This window comes from Rahnella sp. RFA10(1/100), assembly GCF_004195115.1.
In the GTDB taxonomy this organism is placed as follows: Bacteria; Pseudomonadota; Gammaproteobacteria; order Enterobacterales; family Enterobacteriaceae; genus Rahnella; species Rahnella perminowiae.
This window is the reverse complement of record NZ_SEWR01000006.1, coordinates 1-18079: the sequence shown is the minus strand read 5'-3', so window position 1 is coordinate 18079 and position 18079 is coordinate 1. Positions and strand designations below refer to the sequence as shown.

General features: G+C 49.8%; 15 protein-coding genes, 1 tRNA gene and 1 rRNA gene. 11 read left to right on the top strand and 6 right to left on the bottom strand.

The features are described from left to right. The first annotated feature begins 20 nt into the window (after positions 1-20). The 8 genes from ETV65_RS17365 to ETV65_RS17330 all read left to right on the top strand — a co-directional run bounded on the left by ETV65_RS17365 (position 21) and on the right by ETV65_RS17330 (position 8054). Positions 21-1751, top strand: a complete 1731-nt coding sequence (locus ETV65_RS17365; RefSeq protein ID WP_129954210.1) for a protein-disulfide reductase DsbD — start codon at positions 21-23, stop codon at positions 1749-1751. A gap of 43 nt (positions 1752-1794) precedes the next feature. Continuing rightward, complete coding sequence (locus tag ETV65_RS17360) at positions 1795-2370, top strand: transcriptional regulator (protein ID WP_129954208.1); 576 nt, start codon at positions 1795-1797, stop codon at positions 2368-2370. Positions 2371-2499: 129 nt separating this feature from the next. Continuing rightward, a tRNA-Phe gene (locus ETV65_RS17355) sits at positions 2500-2575 on the top strand. A 223-nt stretch (positions 2576-2798) separates the two neighbouring features. Then, positions 2799-3959, top strand: a complete 1161-nt coding sequence (locus ETV65_RS17350) for a mandelate racemase/muconate lactonizing enzyme family protein (protein ID WP_129954206.1) — start codon at positions 2799-2801, stop codon at positions 3957-3959. Next, on the top strand, positions 3952-5268 hold the full coding sequence (locus ETV65_RS17345) for an MFS transporter (protein ID WP_129954204.1): 1317 nt from the start codon (positions 3952-3954) through the stop codon (positions 5266-5268). Before ETV65_RS17350 ends, ETV65_RS17345 begins: the two co-directional genes overlap by 8 nt. A gap of 90 nt (positions 5269-5358) precedes the next feature. Then, complete coding sequence (locus ETV65_RS17340; protein WP_129954202.1) at positions 5359-6384, top strand: S66 peptidase family protein; 1026 nt, start codon at positions 5359-5361, stop codon at positions 6382-6384. Between the two features lie 253 nt (positions 6385-6637). Continuing rightward, positions 6638-7507 (top strand): winged helix-turn-helix domain-containing protein, encoded by an 870-nt coding sequence (locus tag ETV65_RS17335; RefSeq protein WP_129954200.1) that lies wholly within the window; start codon positions 6638-6640, stop codon positions 7505-7507. After that, positions 7497-8054: a FidL-like protein gene (locus tag ETV65_RS17330; RefSeq protein WP_129954198.1), complete on the top strand. Its 558-nt coding sequence runs from the start codon at positions 7497-7499 to the stop codon at positions 8052-8054. The genes ETV65_RS17335 and ETV65_RS17330 overlap by 11 nt, the downstream gene beginning before the upstream one ends. Before the next feature lie 25 nt (positions 8055-8079). Here the strand turns inward: ETV65_RS17330 and ETV65_RS17325 are convergent, their stop codons facing one another. From ETV65_RS17325 to ETV65_RS17305, 5 genes are all read right to left on the bottom strand, one after another. Further along, complete coding sequence (locus tag ETV65_RS17325; RefSeq protein WP_129954196.1) at positions 8080-8352, bottom strand: helix-turn-helix transcriptional regulator; 273 nt, start codon at positions 8350-8352, stop codon at positions 8080-8082. Positions 8353-8377: 25 nt separating this feature from the next. Then, a complete protein-coding gene (locus ETV65_RS17320) occupies positions 8378-9316 on the bottom strand; it encodes a fimbrial protein (protein WP_235174226.1) in 939 nt (312 codons plus the stop codon). A 42-nt stretch (positions 9317-9358) separates the two neighbouring features. After that, positions 9359-10054, bottom strand: a complete 696-nt coding sequence (locus ETV65_RS17315; RefSeq protein WP_346654674.1) for a molecular chaperone — start codon at positions 10052-10054, stop codon at positions 9359-9361. A 90-nt stretch (positions 10055-10144) separates the two neighbouring features. Beyond that, complete coding sequence (locus ETV65_RS17310; RefSeq protein ID WP_240782858.1) at positions 10145-12547, bottom strand: fimbria/pilus outer membrane usher protein; 2403 nt, start codon at positions 12545-12547, stop codon at positions 10145-10147. A gap of 201 nt (positions 12548-12748) precedes the next feature. Next, positions 12749-13327 carry a fimbrial protein gene (locus ETV65_RS17305; RefSeq protein ID WP_129954190.1) on the bottom strand — a complete coding sequence of 193 codons (579 nt, stop codon included), beginning with the start codon at positions 13325-13327 and terminating at the stop codon, positions 12749-12751. 506 nt (positions 13328-13833) lie between these two features. On the opposite strand from ETV65_RS17305, the gene acs reads away from it, so the two are divergent. Genes acs through actP form a run of 3 tightly spaced genes read left to right on the top strand, consistent with a single transcriptional unit; the run spans position 13834 to position 17826 of the window. Then, the gene (gene acs / locus ETV65_RS17300; RefSeq protein WP_129954188.1) at positions 13834-15795 is read left to right on the top strand and encodes an acetate--CoA ligase; all 1962 of its coding nucleotides are present in this window, start codon (positions 13834-13836) and stop codon (positions 15793-15795) included. Positions 15796-15850: 55 nt separating this feature from the next. Then, on the top strand, positions 15851-16162 hold the full coding sequence (locus ETV65_RS17295) for a DUF485 domain-containing protein (protein ID WP_129954186.1): 312 nt from the start codon (positions 15851-15853) through the stop codon (positions 16160-16162). A gap of 29 nt (positions 16163-16191) precedes the next feature. Then, positions 16192-17826: a cation/acetate symporter ActP gene (gene actP, locus ETV65_RS17290; RefSeq protein ID WP_205951606.1), complete on the top strand. Its 1635-nt coding sequence runs from the start codon at positions 16192-16194 to the stop codon at positions 17824-17826. A gap of 136 nt (positions 17827-17962) precedes the next feature. Here the strand turns inward: actP and rrf are convergent. Next, positions 17963-18078: ribosomal RNA gene (rrf, locus tag ETV65_RS17285) — 5S ribosomal RNA — on the bottom strand. Position 18079 lies beyond the last annotated feature (1 nt).

The window sequence follows — 18079 nt, the reverse complement described above, 5'->3', positions numbered from 1 at the left end:
CAAAGAGAACTGTACTCCGCATGGATCACCGCATTCTTCGAATTTTCTTCCTGCTTTGCAGCCTGTGTCTTTTGCCGTTTCAGGCGAATGCCTCTTTATTTGGCAACCCCCCCGCGGCGCAGTTTGTACCCGTCGATCAGGCATTCAGCTTTGATTTTCAGCAGCAAGGGCACGATCTCAAACTGAACTGGCAAATCCGTGACGGATATTATTTGTATCGCAGCAAAATTGAGCTGGAGCCCAAAAATGCCCGGCTGGCAGCATTCCTGATGCCAAAAGGACGTGATCATCATGATGAATTTTTCGGTGACAGCGAAGTTTATGAAAATGCCCTGAACCTGACGGTTCCGTTGCGACAGGCCAGCGCTGATGCGACTGTTCGTGTTACTTACCAGGGGTGCGCCGCCGCAGGATTCTGCTACCCGCCGGAAACCCGTGAAGTGCCGCTGAATGCCGTCGCCGAACCGACGCGTGTCATCATGCCTGCACCGGATAGCGCACCGGTTATCGCGACACCTGAAAAGCTATCCACACCATTGCCGTTTTCTCCGCTGTGGGCATTGCTGATCGGCATTGGGATTGCCTTTACGCCCTGTGTTCTGCCGATGTATCCGCTGATTTCCGGCATCATTCTCGGGCGTAAGCGCCCTCACAGCATGAAACGCATTTTCCTGCTGTCGCTGGTTTACGTGCAGGGCATGGCGCTGACTTACACGCTGCTCGGCATGGTCGTCGCCGCAGCCGGTTTACAGTTCCAGGCCGCGTTACAGAGCCCGTGGGTGCTGATTGTACTTTCGATGATATTCATTGCGCTGGCCTTGTCGATGTTTGGCGTCTTCAGCCTGCAATTGCCTTCTTCGGTGCAGACCCGTCTCGCGCTGTGGAGCAATGAACAAAAAGGCGGTTCACTGCCCGGCGTCTTTATTATGGGCGCACTGGCCGGACTGATTTGTTCTCCCTGCACCACCGCGCCACTCAGCGCTATCCTGCTGTATATCGCCCAGAGCGGCAATCTGCTGTCTGGTGCAGGCACGCTCTATCTCTATGCGCTGGGTATGGGCATTCCGCTTATCATCGCCACGATGTTCGGCAATAAATTGCTGCCCCGAAGCGGGCCGTGGATGCAATATGTTAAGGAAGGGTTTGGCTTTGTCATTCTGGCGCTGCCGGTATTCCTGCTCGAACGTGTGACTGGCGATGTCTGGGGGTTGCGTTTGTGGAGCCTGCTCGGCATGGCCTTCTTCGGCTGGGCATTGCTGCTCAGCCTGAAAAGTCACCGTGGGGTGGTACGCATCCTGCAAATTGTGTTTCTTGCTGCAGTACTGATCATCAGCCGGCCGTTGCAGGACTGGGCATTTGCACCTGCGGAAAATACAATGACACAGACACATGCACTCAGTTTCCAGAAAATTCATAACGTGGCGCAACTGGATACCGCCCTTCAGGGCGCGGAGGGAAAACGTGTCATGTTGGATTTATACGCCGACTGGTGCGTAGCCTGTAAAGAGTTCGAAAAGTATACCTTCCCGGCACCAGAAGTGCAGAATGAACTGTCGGACATTTTATTACTCCAGGCGGATGTCACCCAAAATTCTCCTGAGCAGAAAGCGTTACTAACTCGTCTGAATGTTCTTGGCCTGCCGACAATTATATTCTTCGGGCCGGATGGTCATGAGTTGCCACAGTCGCGGGTTACGGGTTTTATGAATGCGAAGGAATTCAGCACGCATTTGCAGAAAGCCCGCCCGTAAACGACACTACATTTTGAAGTACGCGAATTGTGAGGAGGCAAACGTGCTACGTGAACAAGTTCTCGATAAAACCCTTAATTTCCTGGAACAACGTGGCCTTGCAACATTGTCACTGGAAACTGTCGCCGAGCTGGTTGATGTTCCGCTCATCGAATTACGCCGTTTCTGGCCGGATGCCGAAGCCCTGCTTTATGACAGCCTGCGTTATCACGGTGAGCAGATTGATATCTGGCGTCGTCAGCTGATGCTGGATGAATCGCTTTCCGCGCCACAGAAATTGCTGGCTCGTTATAAGGTACTGGATGAGCAGGTACGGCAGCAGCGCTATCCAGGATGTCTGTTTATCGCAGCCTGTACGTTTTTCCCTGACAGCGATGCACCTATTCATCAGTTGGCTCAGCAGCAAAAACGAGCCTCCTACGACTACACCTTGTCGCTTTTACAGGAAATGGGCTCGGATGATGCACAAATGGTCGCTCAGCAGATGGAACTGATCCTCGAAGGGTGTCTGAGTAAACTGCTGGTGAAGCGCCAGCTAAACGATGTGGAAGTCGCACGCCGTCTGGCAGAGGATGTTCTAAATATCGCCCGCTGCCGTGAACATGGTGCACTTTCCTGACTTACCCCTTTCGCTACCCGACGATTTCATCCTTTTTGCATGAAAAGTCAGCAAACAAACGTCTTTTATGTGTTTTAGACGACAAAGCCGTTGACGGCACATGCCCGATACGGTTTAATGCGCCCCGTTGCCCGGATAGCTCAGTCGGTAGAGCAAGGGATTGAAAATCCCTGTGTCCTTGGTTCGATTCCGAGTCCGGGCACCATATTTAGAAGAACCCGCCTATGGCGGGTTTTTTGCTTTCCGCTAAACGTCAAAGTCTCACTTTCGTGACTTGCTTCTCACTTCTTTATTCATTTGCCCAAAATTCCCGTTTAATCCTGCTTAAAAGTTAGGCCGACGTCCGTTAACGGCCATATTCCCGCGTTTTAGACTGTTTACTTAGGCTGATAAGTATCCTCACAGCCCTACAAAAACAGGAACATCTCATGAAAATAATCAGAATTGAGGTATTGCGCGTTGCTATCCCGTTCAGCAGCGGCAGGGAAAAAATACAAGGGACTCAGACCGAGGCTTATAACGCAGCGTCTCCCGAACTCAGCAGGATGGAAACGTTGCTGGTAAAAATCACGACTGACACAGGTCTGCACGGTTGGGGAGAAGGTTTCGGACATCTTTGTAATCCCATGACCGAAACTGCGCTGAACGGTCTGGTTGGGCGTTTTTTCCTCGGCCAAACCTGCCCGCAAAGCCCGCAGGAAATTGCCGTACTGATGCAGCAGGCCGAGGTTAACTTTCATGCTTTCGGGCGAACCGGTCCCGTGATATTTGCCCTTTCCGCTGTTGATATTGCGCTGTGGGATTTACTGGCGAAATGGCGGGAACAGCCGCTTTGGCAAATGCTGGGCGCAAAACGTCAAAAAATCGGCATTTATGCCAGCCTGGTCAGTTATGGTAACCATCCTGAACGGGTAGCGGCAAAAGTGCTGAGTACTTATCGGGCGGGATTCCGCGCCATTAAGCTGCATGAAACGGCTTATCCGGCCATTGCCGCTGCCAGAGAAATATTACCTGCCGATGCTGAACTGATGATCGATGTGAACTGCCCCTGGACCGTGGAGGAGGCAGTGAAAAAGGCACAGGCTTTGCTGTCTCTTAATCTGGGCTGGCTGGAAGAGCCGGTCTGGCCACCGGATGATTTAGCCGGCCTGGCGGAAGTTCGAAAACAAGGAACGCGTATTGCTGCTGGCGAGAATGCAGCAGGCGTGCAAGGCTTCGCCGAACATTTCGAACGCGGTGCAATCGATATCGCACAGCCCAGTGTCAGTAAAGTCGGCGGTATCACTGCCATGTTGAAAGTATTTACTCTGGCTGAGCAATACCAAATCCGGGTTGTGCCGCACTGTTTTTATTATGGTGCCGGCCTGATGGCCACAGCCCAACTGGTCGCTATGCTCGATGACAGTGTAAGCCTGGAAGTGCCTTACATACAGTGGCAAGACGCGCTTTATTCACAACTGAATTTCGAACCCTATATGCGGTTGCCGGACATACCGGGGCTGGGCTTTGAGCCGTCACTTTCCGTCATCAAGAAGTATCTCATCAGCTCGAAAACCCTTTCTCTGACTGCCGGAGCCGCTCATGCGTAAATCCAATTATCGTGTCGTGATCGCCCTGTTACTGTTCTTTGCCGGCATGCTCAATTATCTGGACCGCGCAGCGCTATCGGTAATGGCCCCCCTGATCAAGGGTGACCTGCACATCAATGATGCTCAAATGGGGATTTTGTTCAGCGCCTTCTTTATCGGCTACTGCCTGTTTTGCTTTATTGGCGGGTGGAGTGCAGACAAATTTGGTCCGCGCAAAGTCTTCGCCTTCGCTGCCGCATTCTGGTCAATATTTTGCGGTGCAACCGCGCTGGTGAACAGTTTCGCGCATTTGCTGGTCGTGCGCGTCATGTTTGGTATCGGCGAAGGCCCGATGGGGACCACCACCAACAAGTCGATTTCTAACTGGTTTCCGCGCAAAGAAGTGGGCCGCGCGGTCGGTTTTACCAACGCGGGTCAACCGTTGGGGGCGGCCATCGCCGCGCCGATTGTCGGGCTGGTCGGTCTGCATTTTGGCTGGCGTATTGCCTTCGTGGTGATTGCCGCGCTGGGCTTTGTCTGGCTTGCAGCGTGGATGACTTTTTTTCGTGATAAACCAGAACAGCATCCACAAGTATCAGAGGAGGAAAAACGTCTGATTACCCGTGATCGCCCCGCAACACCGATCACCAACGATATCAGAGAAAAAGATGCACACAGCCTGTGGTATTACGTATTTTCCAAACCGGTGCTGGGTGTGGCTGCGGCCTTTTTCTGTTTCAACTATATCCAGTATTTCTTCCTGTCATGGCTACCAAGCTATCTCACTGATTTCCAGCATCTCGATATTAAGAGCATGAGTATTATCGGTATTTTGCCCTGGCTGGGTGCAACCGCGGGTTTCATCGGGGGCGGGATCGTCGCCGATATTCTTTTCCGACGTAGCGGGAATTTTCTCTTCTCACGTAAAGCGGTGATTTTCGCAGGTCTGATTGTGGCTGCCGGTTGTGTGCTGATGACGGCTTATACCCGCAACACCGCAGGCGCCGTAGCGCTGATTACAGTCGCCAGTATTTTTGCTTATATGACGCCACAGGCATGCTGGTCATTGTTGCAGGATATCGTTCCGGCGCACCGTATCGGAACGGCGGGCGGTTTTGTGCATTTACTGGCGAATCTGGCCGGGATTTTATCCCCGAGTATCACCGGATTTTTAATCCAGTACGGCGGGGGTTATCAGACAGCCTTCATCCTCTCAAGCGGTCTGGCGATCGTTGGAGTGATTGCAATGGCTATTCTGGTACGCCAGAGCAAAGTGACGGAATTATTTGGCAAAAAAGCACCGCCGGAAGAAATCGCAACCGGTCATTAATCCTCCGGTTTTATCCTGTATGCCCTGTTCAACCTGCAATTGAATTGATACATTGCGGGTTGAACATTGAGCAGATTTATAGGATGTAAAATGCTTTCGTCAGAACTTACGCTGTTCCCCCCTGCATTAAAAGCCGGCGACACTATTGGTTTTTTCTCTGCCTCATCACCGGTGACTGCCACCGCGCCCAACCGTTATTTGCGCGGGAAGAAATTCCTTGAAGACAAAGGATTTGTGCTGAAAGCGGGCACAATGACCGGCCAATATGATCACTATCGTTCCGGCTCCATTCAGGCTCGCGCTGAAGAACTGAATCAGTTGATCCGTGATCCGCAGGTGCGTTGTGTGATGTCGACGATTGGCGGTAACAACACAAACTCCCTTTTACCTTATCTGGATTACGATGCACTGCGTGCCGACCCGAAAATCATCATTGGTTATTCCGACACGACTGCTTTGCTGGCCGGAATTTATGCGCAAACCGGGTTAATCACCTTTTACGGCCCGGCGCTGGTGGCTTCTTTTGGCGAATTCCCGCCACTGGTTAACGAAACCTACGCGTCTTTTTCGGACATTCTGATGACGCACCACTCAGAGCCTTACCGTTATGCTTTACCGCAGCACTGGACGGACGAAAAGCTCAACTGGAATGATGTCATACCGGTCAGGGCAAAAACGTTATACGCCAATACCTGCCGTTTCCTGGGCAAAGGCCGTATTGAGGGGCGTGTCATCGGGGGTAATCTGAATACGATGTCGGGCATCTGGGGCAGCCCTTATATGCCTGAAATCCGTCAGGGCGATATTTTATTTATCGAAGACAGCCTGCATGATATCGCTACCGTTGAACGCTCTTTTTCTATGCTGAAACTGAACGGGATTTTCGACCGTGTAAGTGCCATTCTGCTCGGTAAACATGAACTGTTCGATGATGCAGGATCTGCAAGGCAACCTGCTGACGTACTGCTGGAAGTGCTTAACGGGCAAGATATTCCGCTGGTTGATGGCTTCGACTGCTGTCATACCCATCCGATGTTAACGCTTCCGCTGGGAGCCCGTATCTCTGTTGACTTCGCTGAGCGACACATTGACATTGTTAGCCAGTATCTGCGGTAATTATAAAAAATCACGTACTACTAAAAATCTGTAGGTGATTTATATTCCTTCGCCCTGTGCCTCCTACCCTCAGATGACACACCATTGCTCTGTAAACATTTACGACAGAAATCTGTTTTTAGAATTGAACGGTTTATACTGGCTGCCCTGTCGCGTGGGATATAAATGAAACATATGCGCAGGGCACACATTGTTCTCATTACATGAACATGTGTGTGAGCAGGATATTCTCAACAGGGAGGCGTAAAATAACATGAATTATCTGATTGAAAATCATATAGTCTTCAACCCTGAAGATAACTCACTTTCATTACCGGGTGATTCAGAAAACCAGATTGCCGTTTCTAACCCTGCTCGCAGAATATTATTATTGTTAATAGAACAGCAGGGTATTGTTGTAGAGCGTGAGATTTTTTTCAAAAAAGTTTGGGAAGACTATGGACTGACAGCAAGTAATAACAATCTTAACCATTGTATCAGTAAATTACGCAAAGCGATGGTGACATTAGGTTATCCTGACGAATTCATCGTTACCGTTCCTAAGGTTGGCTTTACTATTCGCAAAGAAATCATTATTGAACCATATTTCACACATGACCTTTCTCCGGAACCCGTTCATAACAGGGAGTTCAAAACAGCGCCGGAAGTTGGGCTGACAGAAGCGATGCCGGAGGGAGAAACCAGCGTGCCGGCAGCACTGCCCCTAACGGTAAAAAAAGAATCCGACAAGCCTAAAAAGAAGCTCCGCCATGATCTGATGATAAGCCTCCTGGTGACGACAGCCCTGACTCTGAGTGCATTTCTCATTCTGTACTATGAAGTGCGTGATCCGAAAACGGAGCTGAAAGTTGCCAAAATAGGTGTCTGTGATTTGTATTCAACTGTGCCTGTAATTGTATCCCGCAAGCTCGAGTTTATTCAGCTGGCAGAGAGTTTTCTGCATAAAAATAATATTAAATGTAAACCGGGGAACATTTTCATTTTTCAAAGCGAGCGTTTTACTTCGCCTGTCAATACGGGTTCAGTCCGGGATTTCATGGCGCAGTGCATTACAGACGATAATCACAAGGCTAACATTTGCATAAGCTATTATACAAATGACAGGACCACGCATGACCAGTGATAAAAAATTCAACATCCGGGAAAATAAGATTATTATCCTGCCTTTACTTCCTGCAATCGTAATATTGATTTTAATCTTACAAGGTTATTGGGTGAAGAATGACAGGAAGGTATTTCCGGTTAACATCCCGTGTCGTGGAAATATGATTGTAGAAGCACAATATGATAATCAGAGAGCCAAAATGGTAACGACTCTCTACTTCAGTTTTCTTGACGGACACAAAATTTTAGTTTCACTGAGTGGGACAGGTTATTTATATGACAAACAAGGGAATATTACACAACGAAAAACACTGCTGAGGAATATTTATTATGACTACATTCACGAAGGCAAATCCTCCGGCACATATTCGCTCACCAGTACCCAGATAAATATCGACAGTGTAGACAATATGGACTGGAAAATGTCGTCTCTTCTGCTGATGAACAGTTTTTTTCTGACCGGCCACACTGATACACTGGCACTGAAGAAATATGACGATAACACCCTGTTGATTGAAAGCAATCAGTCTCCGGTTACGCTGTGCGTCTTCAAAAAAGGTATTTAAATACAACCTGATGCCAGCACGTCATCTATTTATAGTAAAGGTACAGTTGAAACCCGCAGGCCTGCGCATAACGAGACAAGGTGCAAAAACTGGCCTGCGCCGGCCGCTTTTCAAGGCGGGTAATGGCGGGTGGCGTGACGCCAAGCCGCCTGGCCAGCTCTGTTTTACTCAGCCCTGCATCTTCACGCAGTGTTTGCAGCAAGGCGTGAATTTGAGTTTCTGCGATAAGTTCCGGCGCCTGAGCCGAATAAACCGGTTCCTCGAGTGCCTGCGCCCGCAATTTTGCCGTTCTTAGCATATCGTTCTCCCTTTTTAAGCTGGCGTCAGTAATAGTTGATCTTGACGATCACCGACGCATCAAACTGCCCGAGAGAAAGTGTTTTTCCCGGGATCGCACTCAGTTTTGCTGTAAAGTTTTTAGTCACTTCATTCACATTGTTCAGTTCCGCAAAGTTATCGTAGCGGTTGAACGTGATGGCCTTATCCTGGTCGTTGTAGAGCATCAGCTTCGCGCCATTGGCGAGGTCAATTGCCGTGTTATCCAGCAACGGGCTGGCGGTAGAAAATTCCGCCTGCAGTGAGAAGTTATCCAGGCACCCTTGTTTTACCGCTTTAATAGCAAACGGCAGTGAAACGCCGGACGATCGGGACAACGTTGTACTTTGAATTGCACCGAAATCGACAATCTGTGACTCAGGATAAACTTTCAGATCAGAGCCACAGGCCAGAAAACGGATCCCCTGTAAACCCGATAAGTTGTATTTGAGGTTTTTTGCACCCGGCGTTTTGTTGATACCGCGGCTGCCATCGAGCTGGAATACCGTGAACTGATCAGCTCCCTGATAATGCCCGCCGGAAGGCGCATTCCCGCTGACTTTGATATACAAACGGAATGTGACATTCACCGTCACATTCTGCCCTTTCTTGATCGGTGTGCTGTTGGTGCTCAGTCGCTGTTCGTTCTGCTCCAGATCCTGCCCGTTATAACTGACGCCAAGCAGTAACCCCTCGCCAATCGACTGGGATTTAGGATTAAAGTAGAAGTGTACGACGTCAATGATCGAGCCCAGCACATTGTCGCAATAGGCCGTGACATTGATGTCATTGGATTCCCAGACTTTCGTTCCTGGCGGCACGTTGGCCGGGATCGCCAATTGCCCGACAGGAATGGCCGGTTTGTCGACTATTCCGCTACCTTTCTCGACACAATCGAGCGCCAGCACGCTACGGGAAAAAAATAACAGCAGCAGGAGCAATATCATCCGGCCTGCCTGAAATCTGCAAATACCAGCCATCACCACTCCTTAATGTTTCGCGTCTTTGCTGATGCGCTGACATTGTTGGGTCTGGCAGCGGTACTCATTTACCTGCAATCCGCCGTAATCATCCATGTAACCCAGGCTGTATTGCTGGCTAACATACTGACCACCAATAAGATTTTCCGTGGAAAGTGGTGCCAGCATTACACTGTCAAAACCGGGAATATTGCCTTTGTTATCTTTGCCCAGATAGCCAACGGTGATATAAAACGGCGTCGGATTGGTCAGTTTTAGTCCGTCACTGAGACGGCTAACCTGCAGTTGCTCCTGCCAGTTGCCTTTCACCAGACTTCTTATTTCCGCCGGACGGAAAAACAGCTTCACCCGACTTTGGATCGCCACCTGCATCACGTTTGCCATATCACTTTTTGGCGGCACTTCACGCACGTTAAAGTAAAAAAGGGATTCGCGATCTTTCGGCAGACCGGCGGTTTCAGGTAACTGCAGAATGCGGATCTGGCTTTTCTGACCTGCATCAATACGCTGCATTGGCGGTAACGCCACCAGCGGCGAAGTGATTTTTTCGCCTTGTGCATTCTCCAGCCAGACCTGCGCCAGATACGGTAAATCTTTGCTTTGGTTTTCCAGCATTACGCTGACGGATTTATCACTGGCGTTATAAATGATGCGCGTCCGGTCCAGATTAACGGCAGCAAAAACCGGATAAGCAGCCCCCGTCATCAGCAGTAATGTTGCCCAAAACCGTAATAAATGCTTGTTCATCCTGTTATTCCTTCCCTGAGCTGTTTGGGTGAAATTGTTGTTCAAAGATTAAGTGCATGGCAGCAATACCTGCCCTGAGCGGGTAACGGGCTGCGGCAGTACCTGAATCTGACACTGCTGTTCGTCTCCCCAGTGGACGGTCAAAGATTTCTCTCCTGAGACCCCGGCCAGATAAGCCAGACCGCCGTCGCCGACAAGCCCCGCCTCAAAACCTGAACTGTTGTCCGTTACGGCAGCGCCCAGCGGCGGGTAACTGCCATCTTTAAGGCGGATCACTGCCATCAGCCGTTCGCCCTTAATGGCGCGGATTTTGCGAAAGCCTATTGCACCTTCCGTCAGGGTTTTGCTGACCACCGAGCTGTAAACTTCCACGTCGTCCGGCAAGTGGTTCACATCAACACGGATATCGGAGGTCTGGTAGCTGGACACGCCGTTCACGACTGCAATACCGTAATCGTTGGTGACTGACGCACCGTCGCTGATCGGAATGCCTTTTACGCCAGCCGACACCATCATGCGTGGCTCGCTGCCTGCGCTGCTCTGATGCAATGCTGCACCCGCAGCCGTCGCGGTAAACGAGCCATACCAGTTGGCGTTCACCGAGCGGTAATCGTTATTTTTCACGCTGCCGTTCGCGCCAAACTGGCCGTACGGCGACATGTGCTGGTAGTTGGCGCGGAACACGCCGTTGCCTTTTTGCAGATCCGGGCTGCTCCCGCCCGCGCCCACACGCCAGCTATTGTCCGGATCCTGGCTGTTGTAATACGACGCCGTTTGCGAGAAACCACTTTGCGAATCCTGCTGGGCGTCGTAACTGATTTGCTGCCCTGGCGACAGCGGCAAACTGAGCGACAGAAACATCTGGTTCTCATCGGTATCACGGTAATTCAGCTTGCTGGCGGAAAAGGTAGCTGAGATGCCGGTAAAGCGGCCGATATCGAAAATCTTGCTGACCGATACGCTGTAATTATTACTCGCACTCTCATTCCAGTAGACTTTGTGCGTCGCCGAGAGATAGAGCGTGATGGCAGGCCAGGACAGGTACTGATTGGCCGTCACGGTGTATGTTTGTTTGTCATCGCGGGAGTAACCGTCACCATTTACCTTGTCCAGGAACTGGCTGAACGACATAAACGTTTTCTCCGAGAAGCGGTATCCGGCAAACGTAATCTGACTGCCGGTCGAGTCAAACCGCTTGGAATAGTTGGCGCGGTAACTCAGTCCGGTTTGTTTCCCTGCCACCGGCACGGTTGCCGAGGAACGCGTAACATCAAAAGACACGGCGCCGAGTTTTTGCAAGTTTTGCCCAACACCGATGGCCTGCGCCTGATAATTACCGGTGGTGGTGATCAGACCGCCATACAACGAGAAATCATTCAGCGCCCCCCAGGACATTTCGCCGCTGTAAAAACCCGGCTGTAAGACGTGATTGCTGCTGCCGGTGGTCGGTTTGCCCATTGCGGTTTTGAAACGTACCTGACCTTTGCGGGTCAAAAACGGAATGGTCGCGGTGGTGACCTGATAAGTCGTCACGCTGCCATTTTCTTCTTCAATTTTGACGTCCAGTGCGCCCTGTACCGCTTCGGTCAGATCCTGAACGACAAAGGGACCTGGTGACACATTGGTCTGATAGATCACCCGCCCGTTTTGACTGATGCTCACTTTGGCATTGGTTTTGGCGATGCCCGTAACCTGCGGCGCATACCCTCGCAGCGACGGCGGTAACATACGTTGATCGCTGTTGAGCGAAACCCCGAGAAAACGGAATGAATCGAAAATATCTGAACTGAAATAGGTCTGCCCGCCGGTCAGGCGTGCGCCAATAGAAGGCAGTGCGCGGTACAAATAAGTCTGCGTCCAGGTGAACTTATCACTGGCCGGCGTGCCTGCTGTACGCGACGAAGAATATTGATAATCGGCACGGGCACGCCACGGCCCGAAGTTAAAACCGGTGGTGCCGTAACTGCTGAAACTGGTGGTGCTGTCGCCAGACTGCGGCATGTATTTGCTGCCGAGCAGATTGTAATCGAGTAATGCACCGTTGACGCCATCATCCCACTGCGAAGGCGGCACCCAGTTTTGATCATGAAAGGTCAGCCAGGCCTGCGGAATGCTGATGTTCAGCGTTTGTCTTTCCTGATCGTAACGTGCAGTGACTTCCTGCTGCTGATCGAGTGATGTGCATTTGCCGTGATGCCACAAAGTCAGTTTTTCGCGCGCGTATTTGGTGAGATCGAATTTATCTACCAGTGAAGGCGGTAAACACAGACGGCTGTTTTTCTTATCCGCAGCGGGAACATAGTGAATCACGCTTTGTTCGCCGAGCGTGCGACCATTGAGCACCACATCCAGCAGGTATTCGCCGGGCGCGATATAATCAGCAACCTGAAATCGTGAAAGATCGACATTATTGCGATCGGCAGAATCAATGAAGTTAACGTTAAATTCCACTGCGAAGCTTCTGACTGAAATAAAGCATCCCGACAGAAGAAAAATAAACCATAAGGCACTCTTCATTTCAGCCGATGTTCTATTCATCGCAAACGACATAATAAAATCACTTCTTACGAAAATAGTCATCCACACCATTCCCCGGTGCGGGCACAACCGAAAAAATAAAGGGGAGAGAACTCCCCTAAATAGCAGCGATATTTATTTGTAATTCAGCGCGTAAGTCGCCTGAGAAACGATCGTACCTGTTGAAACAGGCTGAGAGTTAGCTTCCACACGGGCGGCAAATACCAACTCATTATTCCCTGTGACCAGGTTTATATCTTTCGAGGTGTCACCCACTTTGAGCAGGTCACCGTTGGCGTCAATCAGGCGGATGCCCGCACCCTTTGCACTGCCGGTGTTAGCCAGTAATTCGGAGGCACTGCTGTCAGGCGTACCGGCAAAAGAAACGGCAACTTTGGACATCGCCGGATATTCCACTGCGCCCGCAGTCTGTGCGGTCAGATTGCAATCCTGCAAATGAATAGTGTAATTCACATTTTGAGAGTATTTATTGCCGCTTTCGAGCACCTTATTCGCAACCTGTCCCATGTTTACATTAATGTCTTCATCACCTGCTGCAATTGAGCAAGGTGCATTAATCACCGTCCCGGTAAAGTGAATACGGCCTGAACCCTGATCGGTTCCTGTCGGAGGTGTAGTATCATCCGCAAAAGCCGATACAGAAATAAAGGCAGATAAAGCGATAATCAGTGTCTTTTTTTTGGCGTTAAACATAATGAGTCCTTGAGATTTAACGGTAGCTATTAAGCGTTAAGCAGCTTTTAAGCGATATTTTTCGCTGTACCGAAGAGAGCACCCCTCTCTTGCCAGATCAATATACTGATATTTTTAATTTAACGTTATAATAATTTGTCAATTGGCAATATTAAGAATTTTAATCTCAGATTAATCTTTAAACATGAGGTTTATGAAAGGAAATTAACTCAGAAGTTAAAATATTTGATATTAAATGTTCCGTAATCGATAAGAAAATCCCCCTGTCAGAGCTCAGGTTAAGCTTTATTTAACTCTTTAATTACATTAAAAATCATTATTTTTAACCTTTCCCGCTATTTCTCTTCTCTCCAGACTTATGTGGACTGCCCCGCATGTCGGATGAATATATCCTGCTGTTTTTTCTCCGCTTGCGTGATCTGCCCCCCAGAAAGCAAACAAAGCCATACCGCAAACTACACTTAACCTTTGATTGACATATCATTAACAAATTAAAGGAGAAAACCATGAGCCATGTTTATAAGCACCCTATTCCTGCCTCTGTGGCAGAGCGTACCCTGATCACACCTGAGAAATATCAGCAATATTATCAACAGTCTGTTGAGGACCCTGATGCATTTTGGGGGGAACAGGCCAAAGTACTCGACTGGATTAAACCTTTCACAAAAGTGAAAAACACTTCTTTTGCGCCGGGAAATGTCGATATCCGGTGGTTTGAGGATGGCACCCTGAATCTCGCAGCCAACTGTCTGGATCGTCATTTAGCCGACAAAGGTGAGCAGACCGCATTGATTTGGGAAGGTGATGACCCAAAAGTTGAAAACAAATACGTTACCTACAAACAGCTTCATCATGATGTTTGCCAGTTCGCGAATGTCTTAAAGAGTTTGGGCATTAAAAAAGGGGATGTTGTCGCTATTTACATGCCCATGGTACCGGAAGCCGCTGTCGCGATGCTGGCCTGTGCCCGTATCGGTGCTGTACATTCCGTTATCTTCGCCGGTTTCTCCCCGGAAGCCGTTGCCGGTCGCATTATAGATTCCAACGCCAGGCTGGTCATTACCGCTGACGAAGGCCTGCGCGCCGGACGTACCATTCCACTGAAACAAAATGTGGATGATGCGCTGAAGAATCCGGCGGTTACCAGCATCACACATTCCATCATTTTCAAACGTACCGGCAAACAGGGGGAATGGAAAGAGGGGCGTGACATCTGGTGGCATGATGCGATTGAAGGCGTTTCTGCAGATTGTCCGCCCGAAGAAATGAAAGCAGAAGATCCGCTTTTCATTCTTTATACCTCCGGTTCTACGGGTAAACCGAAAGGCGTATTGCATACCACGGGAGGGTATCTGGTCTATGCCGCCCTGACGTTCAAATACACCTTTGACTACCATGACGGCGACATCTACTGGTGTACGGCCGATGTCGGCTGGGTAACGGGCCACAGTTATTTGCTCTACGGCCCGTTGGCATGCGGAGCCATCAGCCTGATGTTTGAAGGTGTCCCCAATTATCCGACACCAGCCCGTATGGCACAGGTTATTGATAAGCATAAGGTGAATATCCTGTATACCGCACCTACGGCGATCCGTGCACTCATGGCCGAAGGGGATAAAGCCATTGAAGGCACCCGCCGTGCGTCACTGCGAATCATGGGGTCAGTGGGCGAACCCATTAATCCGGAAGCCTGGGAGTGGTACTACAAAACGATTGGTAACAGCCAATGCCCAATTGTCGACACCTGGTGGCAAACCGAAACCGGTGGTTTCATGATAACGCCGCTGCCGGGTGCCACTGAACTGAAAGCCGGTTCTGCAACGCGTCCATTCTTCGGTGTTCAGCCTGCTCTGGTAGATAACGAAGGCGTTCCGCAGGAGGGGGCGTGTGAGGGTAATCTGGTGATCACTGATTCGTGGCCAGGCCAGGCACGAACTCTTTTCGGTGACCATGAGCGTTTCGAGCAGACCTATTTTTCTACATTTAAAAATATGTACTTTAGTGGTGACGGTGCGCGCCGTGACGAAGATGGTTATTACTGGATAACCGGCCGTGTTGATGACGTGCTTAATATTTCTGGCCATCGTCTTGGGACGGCTGAAATTGAGTCAGCATTAGTTTCTCATCCTAAAATCGCAGAAGCTGCCGTTGTGGGTATTCCACATAATATTAAAGGTCAGGCTATTTATGCCTACATCACACTGAATCACGGCGAAGAACCGTCACCGGAACTCTATACCGAAGTACGCAACTGGGTGCGTAAAGAGATAGGGTCCATTGCCACGCCTGACATTCTTCACTGGACAGATTCGTTGCCAAAAACCCGTTCCGGCAAAATTATGCGTCGCATTCTGCGCAAAATTGCAGCCGGAGACACAAGCAATCTGGGAGATACCTCTACGCTGGCGGATCCAGGCGTAGTCGATAAATTGCTGGAAGAAAAACAATCAATGAAAGTGCCGTCATAATTTTTCACCGCCCTGGCGCGGTGAACTCTATCAATGCCTCACAGGAGTCACTGAGATGAATGATCTCATTTATCAGAGAGTTGTAAGTAATCCGCGCTTCAGGGAACTGGTGCAAAAACGCAGTCGTTTTGCCTGGCTACTGTCAGGCATCACCCTGGTTCTGTATGTCGCTTTCATTTTATTGATTGCGTTCGATCCGCAGTGGCTGGGAACACCTCTTTATGACGGTGCCACCATTACCCGTGGCATTCCCGTAGGCGTTGGGCTGATCGTTATTTCATTCGTACTGACCGGGATTTATGTCGTTCGTGCAAATGGCGAATTTGACCGTCTGACAGCAGACATTATCCGCGAGGTGCAGCCATGATGGCACGCTGCGGCACGTTTCTGTTATTGATGTTATCCCTCGTTTTCCCGTCCAGTTTATTTGCTGCGGAGGGCATCGCCGGGGAAGTTAAACGTCAGCCTCTTAACGTTGAAGCTATCGTCATGTTTGTGCTGTTTGTTGGCGCGACCTTATACATCACTTATTGGGCAGCAAAGCGTACCCGCTCTCGTCAGGACTACTATACCGCTGGCGGCCGCATCACTGGCCTGCAAAACGGTATGGCGATTGCCGGCGATTTCATGTCTGCCGCTTCTTTCCTGGGTATCTCCGCACTGGTTTATACATCAGGTTATGATGGCCTGATTTATTCCATCGGTTTCCTGATCGGCTGGCCGATTATTTTATTCCTGATTGCCGAACGCCTGCGTAACTTAGGGAAATATACCTTCGCGGATGTCGCGTCATATCGGTTGAAACAAAAACCTATCCGGCTGCTTTCAGCTTGCGGTTCGCTGGTGGTTGTCGCGCTTTATCTGATCGCACAAATGGTCGGTGCCGGTAAGTTAATCCAGCTATTGTTTGGGCTTAACTATCATGTCGCGGTGATCCTGGTAGGTATCCTGATGGTGCTCTACGTGTTGTTTGGCGGGATGCTGGCGACAACTTGGGTACAAATCATCAAAGCTATTCTGTTGCTGGCTGGCGCGACATTCATGGCGATCATGGTCATGAGATCTGTAGGCTTCAACTTCAATACGCTCTTCACTCAGGCGGTTGCTGTCCATTCTAAAGGGATTGCAATAATGAGTCCGGGAGGATTAGTTTCAGATCCGATATCTGCGCTGTCTCTGGGGCTCGCACTGATGTTTGGCACCGCCGGTTTACCGCATATCCTGATGCGTTTCTTCACCGTGAATGATGCCAAAGAAGCCAGAAAAAGCGTGTTCTACGCCACTGGTTTTATCGGCTACTTCTACATTTTGACTTTTATTATCGGTTTCGGCGCTATCGTTCTGGTCAGCTCAAACCCGGCGTTTAAAGACGCCAGCGGCATATTACTCGGCGGCAATAATATGGCTGCCGTGCATTTAGCGGATGCGGTCGGTGGGAGCTTCTTCCTCGGCTTTATCTCTGCCGTGGCTTTTGCAACGATCTTAGCGGTTGTCGCGGGCTTAACGTTGGCAGGTGCTTCAGCCGTATCTCATGATCTGTATGCCAGTGTCATCAAAGACGGTAAAGCAACAGAACGGGATGAGTTAAGGGTTTCGAAAATCACCGTTATCCTACTGGGTATTGTTGCTATTGCATTGGGCATTCTTTTTGAAAAACAGAACATTGCCTTCATGGTAGGATTAGCTTTCTCTATTGCTGCTAGCTGCAATTTCCCCATTATTCTGCTCTCGATGTACTGGTCTAAGCTGACAACGCGGGGGGCCATGATAGGTGGATGGCTCGGATTGCTTACGGCAGTCATACTAATGATCCTCGGGCCCACAATCTGGGTCCAGATCTTAGGGCATACCAAGCCGATTTATCCTTACGAATACCCTGCGCTGTTCTCAATGATTGTTGCTTTTGTTGGTACCTGGTTCTTCTCAATTACAGACAATTCACTTGAAGGACAAAAGGAGAGAGAACGCTTCTATCCTCAATTTGTGCGGTCCCAAACTGGTATCGGGATTTCCCAAAGTTCAAATCACTAATGTATAAGCGCAGAAATAAGAAAAGCCAATCCTGAGGGATTGGCTTTTTTGAATATCGCATCTTTAATCAAAGGCTTATCAAACGCAGAAAAGACAAAAGCCCTGCACATTGTGCAGGGCTTTTGTCTTATTTGATGCCTGGCAGTTCCCTACTCTCGCATGGGGAGACCCCACACTACCATCGGCGCTACGGCGTTTCACTTCTGAGTTCGGCATGGGGTCAGGTGGGACCACCGCGCTAGTGCCGCCAGGC